The sequence below is a fragment of the Lacticaseibacillus manihotivorans DSM 13343 = JCM 12514 genome, assembly GCF_001435035.1.
Taxonomy (GTDB): domain Bacteria; phylum Bacillota; class Bacilli; order Lactobacillales; family Lactobacillaceae; genus Lacticaseibacillus; species Lacticaseibacillus manihotivorans.
Map to the genome: position 1 here is coordinate 1 of NZ_AZEU01000060.1, position 6,230 is coordinate 6,230.

Annotated in this window: 8 protein-coding genes; 2 read left to right on the forward strand and 6 right to left on the reverse strand. The window is 48.2% G+C overall.

The genetic code is table 11. From position 1 onward, the window contains the following. Window positions 1-137 precede the first annotated feature (137 nt). Window positions 138-608: a sortase domain-containing protein gene (locus FD01_RS03645; protein ID WP_056962651.1), complete on the reverse strand. Its 471-nt coding sequence runs from the start codon at window positions 606-608 to the stop codon at window positions 138-140. 34 nt (window positions 609-642) lie between these two features. On the opposite strand from FD01_RS03645, the gene FD01_RS03650 reads away from it, so the two are divergent. Continuing rightward, a complete protein-coding gene (locus FD01_RS03650; protein WP_152164813.1) occupies window positions 643-906 on the forward strand; it encodes a hypothetical protein in 264 nt (87 codons plus the stop codon). A 125-nt stretch (window positions 907-1,031) separates the two neighbouring features. Next, a complete protein-coding gene (locus FD01_RS03655; protein WP_082611674.1) occupies window positions 1,032-2,381 on the forward strand; it encodes an IS4 family transposase in 1,350 nt (449 codons plus the stop codon). Between the two features lie 75 nt (window positions 2,382-2,456). On the opposite strand, the gene FD01_RS03660 is transcribed toward FD01_RS03655, so the two are convergent. The 5 genes from FD01_RS03660 to FD01_RS03680 all read right to left on the reverse strand — a co-directional run bounded on the left by FD01_RS03660 (window position 2,457) and on the right by FD01_RS03680 (window position 6,135). Next, on the reverse strand, window positions 2,457-2,651 hold the full coding sequence (locus FD01_RS03660) for a hypothetical protein (protein WP_056962655.1): 195 nt from the start codon (window positions 2,649-2,651) through the stop codon (window positions 2,457-2,459). Between the two features lie 368 nt (window positions 2,652-3,019). After that, complete coding sequence (locus FD01_RS03665) at window positions 3,020-3,829, reverse strand: hypothetical protein (RefSeq protein ID WP_056962657.1); 810 nt, start codon at window positions 3,827-3,829, stop codon at window positions 3,020-3,022. Window positions 3,830-3,838: 9 nt separating this feature from the next. Next, window positions 3,839-4,762: an alpha/beta hydrolase gene (locus FD01_RS03670; protein WP_056962659.1), complete on the reverse strand. Its 924-nt coding sequence runs from the start codon at window positions 4,760-4,762 to the stop codon at window positions 3,839-3,841. Window positions 4,763-4,777: 15 nt separating this feature from the next. Continuing rightward, on the reverse strand, window positions 4,778-5,461 hold the full coding sequence (locus tag FD01_RS03675) for a hypothetical protein (protein ID WP_056962661.1): 684 nt from the start codon (window positions 5,459-5,461) through the stop codon (window positions 4,778-4,780). Between the two features lie 17 nt (window positions 5,462-5,478). Beyond that, a complete protein-coding gene (locus FD01_RS03680) occupies window positions 5,479-6,135 on the reverse strand; it encodes an HAD hydrolase-like protein (RefSeq protein ID WP_056962663.1) in 657 nt (218 codons plus the stop codon). Window positions 6,136-6,230 lie beyond the last annotated feature (95 nt).

Sequence of the window (6,230 nt, forward strand, 5' to 3'; positions counted from 1 at the left end):
AATCTTCGCTTGAAGTCTTCTGGTCAGAGATGTTCCACTTAGCTTGACAATTCAAGAAAAAAAAAGAAGCCCACTAACGGCTTCCTTATGCTTACGATTTTTGAGTGGATGTTGTGAACCCGCTGCCCCCCAGCAGTTTAATGGGCCCAAACGATCCGGTTGACCGTATTGGAAATGCAAGTTTGTAAAACAACTGCTTCACCTTGGCCGGCAGAAGTAATGGCATTCCATTGGTCTTTGCCAGTTTTCGTGGAATAAGAATCATCATTGACATCATCAGTGGCATAAACGGTGTAAGTCCGAGAATTCCCATTGGCATCAGTGACAGAAACTTGACTGCCGACGCCTAAGCCCATGATCCAAGCAAAGGTGTTGCTCTTGGCGTGGCCGGCGATTTCAGTAGTTAAACCATCAGTGGTGGACAAACGCGTTGCCCCGCCCCAAGTCATGGCCAAACCAGCTTGTGCAGGCGCAGAAGTGCGGCTCATGGAACCTTGAACGACATCGGTGGAACGGCCTAAACCAGAAATGGTGCCGACATAAGTTTCGCCGGTCGTGTTACGGATGCTAGCAGCTTTAGCAGCAGCGCGTTGAGCAGGTGTTTGCACAGCGGCGGTACGAACCGGTGCGCTGTATGAACGGGTGCTAGATTGGGTTGCGGTTGTTGTGCTGGTGGAGCTTGCAGAATTGGTGCTTTGGCTGGCAGCTGTTTGGTTACTTGTAGCAGCTTTGACACTGGACGTGCTAGCAGCAACGCTTGAAGCCTTCGCGCTGGAAGCTTTGGCACTAGAGGCCTTTGCACTTGAAGCAGCAGCTTTAGAAGATGCGGAAGCTTTGGAAGAAGCAGAAGCTTTGGAAGAAGCAGAAGCTTTCACAGCCACTTTTTTAGCTTCAGCTAAAGGTTGAAAGTTGATAATCCACCCAAAAGCCCCGGTTCGCTGGGGCTTTTGCGCACAAAAATAGACACGAATCGCTCCGTATCTGTATACTTAAGGCGTCAAAACCAAGGATACAAAGGAGCGTTCATGTCCATGTCAACTATACAACATTCTGCTAATGATTTTCACCGTTCAATGAAACATTTTTCAAAATTGGTCCAGCTTTCTCACCTACTACGACGTGCCAATATCCACAAGACTCGAGGCGTTCACGTTACGGATCTGTTTGAGTGGGCTCTGGGAACCATTTTTGCCCGCTACTCTTTCGAACGTGCCAATCCTGATCCGCGTTTTTCGACCAAGACCGTACGTAACTGTCTGAACGATGCGCGCACTAACTGGCAACGTTTGGTCTTGATGGTCGCCATTCACTTGATTAATTATGTCGCCCACTTTGCCGATTCTCGGCGTACTCAAGCCTTGATCATTGACGATTCATTGTTCAAACGCGAATTTTCAAAGCGAACTGAGTTATTGTCGCGCGTATTTGACCATGACCATGGCTGCTACTACAAAGGATTTCGCGCATTGACACTGGGGTGGAGTGACGGCAATACCTTCATGCCCCTGAACTTTGCGCTAATGTCCTCATCTCATGCTAAGAATCGGATCAGTACCAGTCGGGTGTGCGACGGACGGACGCTTGCCGCCAGGCGTCGTGCTCAAGCGCAACGGAAGATGAATGAAGTCGCACTCGATCTTGTTGATGATGCCATTCAAGCAGGCACTAAGGCTAAATTTGTGTTGTTTGATAGCTGGTTTACCTCACCTAAGATGTTTGCTGCACTGCTTAAGCGCGGCCTTTTTGGCGTCGGAATGCTCAAACGCTCGGAGAAAGTCTACTTCCGTTACCGTAAGCGCCAAATGAACGTGAAAAGTCTCTATCAAATTTTGCGACGCAGTAAATGGCCAGCACACGACAACTATCTTTACAGCCCCATCGTCTACTTTGAAGTAAATGGGACTTCCATGCCCGTTAAGTTGGTTTTCGTGACTAATCGCGCTAACGCTAATCAGTACCTGGTTTTGGGCACTACTAAGACCAACTTACGACCTGAAGAAATCGTTCAGTTATATGGCCGTCGCTGGCAAATCGAAGGCTTCTTCAAAGTGGGCAAGCAGTACCTGCAATTCGATCAGACTCAAGTTCAGAATTATGACGGCTTGTGTGGGCATATGGCCATGGTCATGTTTGGCTATGACATCCTCGCCTTAAGTCAACGCGAGGCGATCGACGACCGTACGCTAGGCGACTTGTTCTATGATTTTGGACGACCGTTACCGGATATCGCAGTTGCCCAAGCTTTACAGTGGCTGATGCAACAACTAAGTGGTCTAGGTGCACAATTCGCTGGCGCAGAACAAATTATCGACGGGATATTTGACCAGTTTATGCAAACATTGCCCAGCAATCTCGCTGGATTGCTGGGCAATGCTTCTTGAACATGATATTGCTAGTTATGAGGTAGGGAAACCTTGAACACCATGGCTCAGGGCTTATTTTGGTACTTTCAACCTTTAGGCTTCAGCCTTTTTCTCAGCGACCTTCTTAGCAGAAGCTTTGCTGCTAGACGTTGACTTAGACTTAGTCGTGGCAACAACACTGCTTGTCGACACCGGGGCGTTCCCCGCATGCGCAGTCACAGTAACCACACCAAGGCCAGTAGCCACGACAATAATCGCGGCCAAACCAAATATTCTGTTTTTTAACATGTTGTTCCCCTTACTTGTGCGCAGAGAACTAGGCCCTGCTTACACATGACAAACACCGTGCTGATCGTCTTGCTTCTCCCCCCCAGGATCCACATGACACACAGTGTATTAACGACTACACTCCGTTGAAAACGAAAGTGGAAACAGTCGCCTGTCTCACTTTCCTCAAACCGATATGACTAAAACAGTGATGTGTGCTTCATCTTCGTAACTATACTTCCATAAGCTACCATTTACAACCAAAAAAGTCATAAATTGATAGAATTTCGTTTTAGTTCTGAACAAATCCCTTGATGCCGGGAATCTCGAAAAATAAAATAACGCCTGCAATTTTAGTCGCAGACGTTTTGGTGTTGTTTTTTATAAAACTATTTTTGTTTATTTCTGAAAAGATAGCTCAAACCCGCGCCAGCTAAGCCAATCACGATGACGACGCCGGCAACATGTTGCCAAATTGGCGCATATGCTTGAATCAATTGCGCGACGATCCCAATTGGGGCCCCACCGATCGACCATTGTGCAGAAAGGCTAGGAATCGCAATGGCAATACTCAACAAACCGCCGCCAATCCCGATAATGTAAGTGATCCGACCACTGACGCGCAAGAAGCGTTGCCAAGAATGTGCGGACAAACGCATTAACAACAAAATGATCACACCAAGCACTGCCGTGACAATGGTGGTGGTTTGCATCATCAACACCAACATGCCATAAGCCGCACCCCAGCCACTTTGCATCAACAGCGTCATATCTTTCGATAAGCCTTGGGTCACTTGGGCGACCCGACTGGCGCCTGGATGCTGTTTGACTTGGGCGGCTTGTTGATTGATTTGGGTGGTCAAGCTGGTGACTAAAGCTGTGGTGTCCAGCGTCTTTTGAAAATCAGCACTCGCCATCACCGCTTGATCCGTCAATTGCTTGGTTTGCTTTAAGCTGACCAATTGCGCGTTCGCCGGTAATTCGATGCCGGCGACTTTAGCCTTTTTCACCAGATCTGCGTTCAACGTTTGTTGGATCTTCACGGAAGCAGGCGCAGTTTGCAATTGTTTTGAAACTGATTTCGGCGTGCCAATCGTCAACGTCATCCCCAAGCCGATGGCAAACATCACTAGCAACACACACTCGATCAACCCAAAAAAAGCTAACCAACCGCGACTGGTATGAGATATTTCAGACATTACTTCTCCTTATTGCATGTGCGCATTGATAAAGCCAACCACTTTGTCCTGATACTTGGCCGGATCGTGGTAATAACTTTGCGCGTGCCCTGCGCCTTTGACTTTCCATAACTGTTTGGTGCCATGTGCGGCTTTGTACAGTTGATCGACCATCGCTGTTGGCACAAAGGTATCTTTGGTGCCGTGAATAAACAGGATCGGGCGCGTGTTTTTCGCCAAACTCTTGCGGGCATCTGCGGCAAATACGTTGTAACCCGTTTTCAAACTCGCGTATGCTGCCACTGCTGGTACCAGTGGCCACTTCGGTAAATTGTACATGCTTTTGGCTTGATAAGCGAGCTCGTCAACAATGCTGGTGTAGCCACAATCTTCCACCACGACTTTGACCTGCTTGGGCAGTTTCAACCCGCTGACATACATCACGGTAGCGCCGCCCATGGATTCCCCATACAATGCGATTTGTTGGTCCGCACCGGTTTTCGCGAGCAATTTGTCGATCCATTTGCGATAATCCAAACGATCTGGCCAACCGTAGCCAATATAATTGCCTTGCGATTGCCCATGGCCGCGATCATCTGGCGCTAAAACGTTAAAGCCGGCGTCATGAAACATTTGAATGCGGGCGGCCATGTCTTCTTTTTTGCCCATGTAACCATGCGCGATGACCACCGTTTTCTTGGAAGGGTTCGCTGCCGGAACGTAATCCGCGACTAAGCGTAGATCCGCTTTGGCTGCTTGCATGTGCCAAGTTTGTTTATAAGTGTTTTTCAACCATTCAGCCGCAGATTCTTGAATGGCCGGTTGCTTATTGGATAAAAAGTCTTTGTGGCTGGGCACAAAGGCGAATTGATAAAAGTAGATACTAGCCCCAAGCACGCCTAAACATAAGACCCCTACCACTCCAGTGATGATCCACCAACGCTTTTTATGCATGTTGCCTCCTATTGATTATGCTTTGGTCCATTCATCTAACGTCTTACCTTGGGCGTCTTTCAACACCAGCCATGAATTAGTGCCACCATAATATAGAAACAATCCGACTTCATTGACGCTGCGAAGCACAACGGCTGAAGTGGTACGGGTGCCATCGATTGCTTGGTGATGATCCGCGCGTAATTTCTCGCCAAATTTCGTATCGATGCCTAACGCCCCATCTTTAGTGACATGTTGCGTCATGGACAGCTTTGCACCTGGGATGATTTCCATTTCGTTGCGCTTGCGCCAATAAACGGTGGCTTTGGCGCCATCATGGTCGATGGTAAATGGCGTGTCAGCCAGTGCTTTGGTAAAGCGATGCGTGGCTTTGGCTGGACGTTTTTTAGTTTGCGGTTTGAGCTGAACGCCAAAACGCGTCAAAATCTGCTTGATTTCATCGACGTATGGCTGTTGGGCATTAGGAATCGTTTCGCCGGTGAGGTCTTTTTGTAAATATTGCGGTTCAGCGGTCCAAGGCATAGTGATCGTCACAAATTCGTCTGCAACGCCTGCATCAAAGCCGACAAACTGCCCTTGTTGCAAGCGTAGTAAAACACCGTGTTCTGGTTTGGCCAATGCTTGCGGTGAAAAAACCAGCTGTCCACCGTCATCAGGTAACGTCACGACGGTTCGGTCATCCGTCAACTCAACTTGCAACTGTATAGTGAAGCCTCCTAAGCCATTAATTGACTAATGCCTGCCGGGATTGCTTGAGGTGTTGCCACAATGGCCGCGGCATGAGCTTGTTTGAGTTCCTCAGCGGAGCCAAAGCCATAAGTCACGCCTAAGGTTTGCACATGGTTATTTAGGCCACCTTGCATGTCCGTATCACGATCGCCGATCATCAAACTGTCAGCCGCATCCGCTTGGGCTTTGTCTAATCCGTAAGCTAAGACGGCTGTTTTGGTCGAGCGAATCGATTCATCTAAAGTCGCGCCATAGACGCCAGTGAAAAAATGCCCCAAGTCGAAATGTTCGATGATGCGATCCACCATCGGTTCTGGTTTGGCCGTGGCGATGTTCAAACGGTATCCAGCAGTTTGCAAGTCACCTAAAACATCCTGGATGCCAGGATAAAGGTCTAATTCGAAAATTGCGGATTCGGCGTACAATTTTTGATAGTGTTTTACGGCTTGCGCGCAGTCGGCATCTGACATTTGCGGGAAGTAACGCTTCAAGCTACTGGTCAAGCTAGGGCCGATGAAGGTACGATATTCGGCTTCGGTTAAGCTAGGTAAATGCATCTGGTCCAGCATGTATTCAATGCCGTGAATGATGCCGCGATGGGAGTCAGCGATGGTGCCGTCAAAATCAAAGAAGAGTTGTTTCACTAGTTTGCCTCGTTTTCTTGAATGTTTATAGTTTACAAGAAAATCCCGCGTTTTACAATCAAGTTAGCCACTATCGTTAGCACTCAGACAAAATA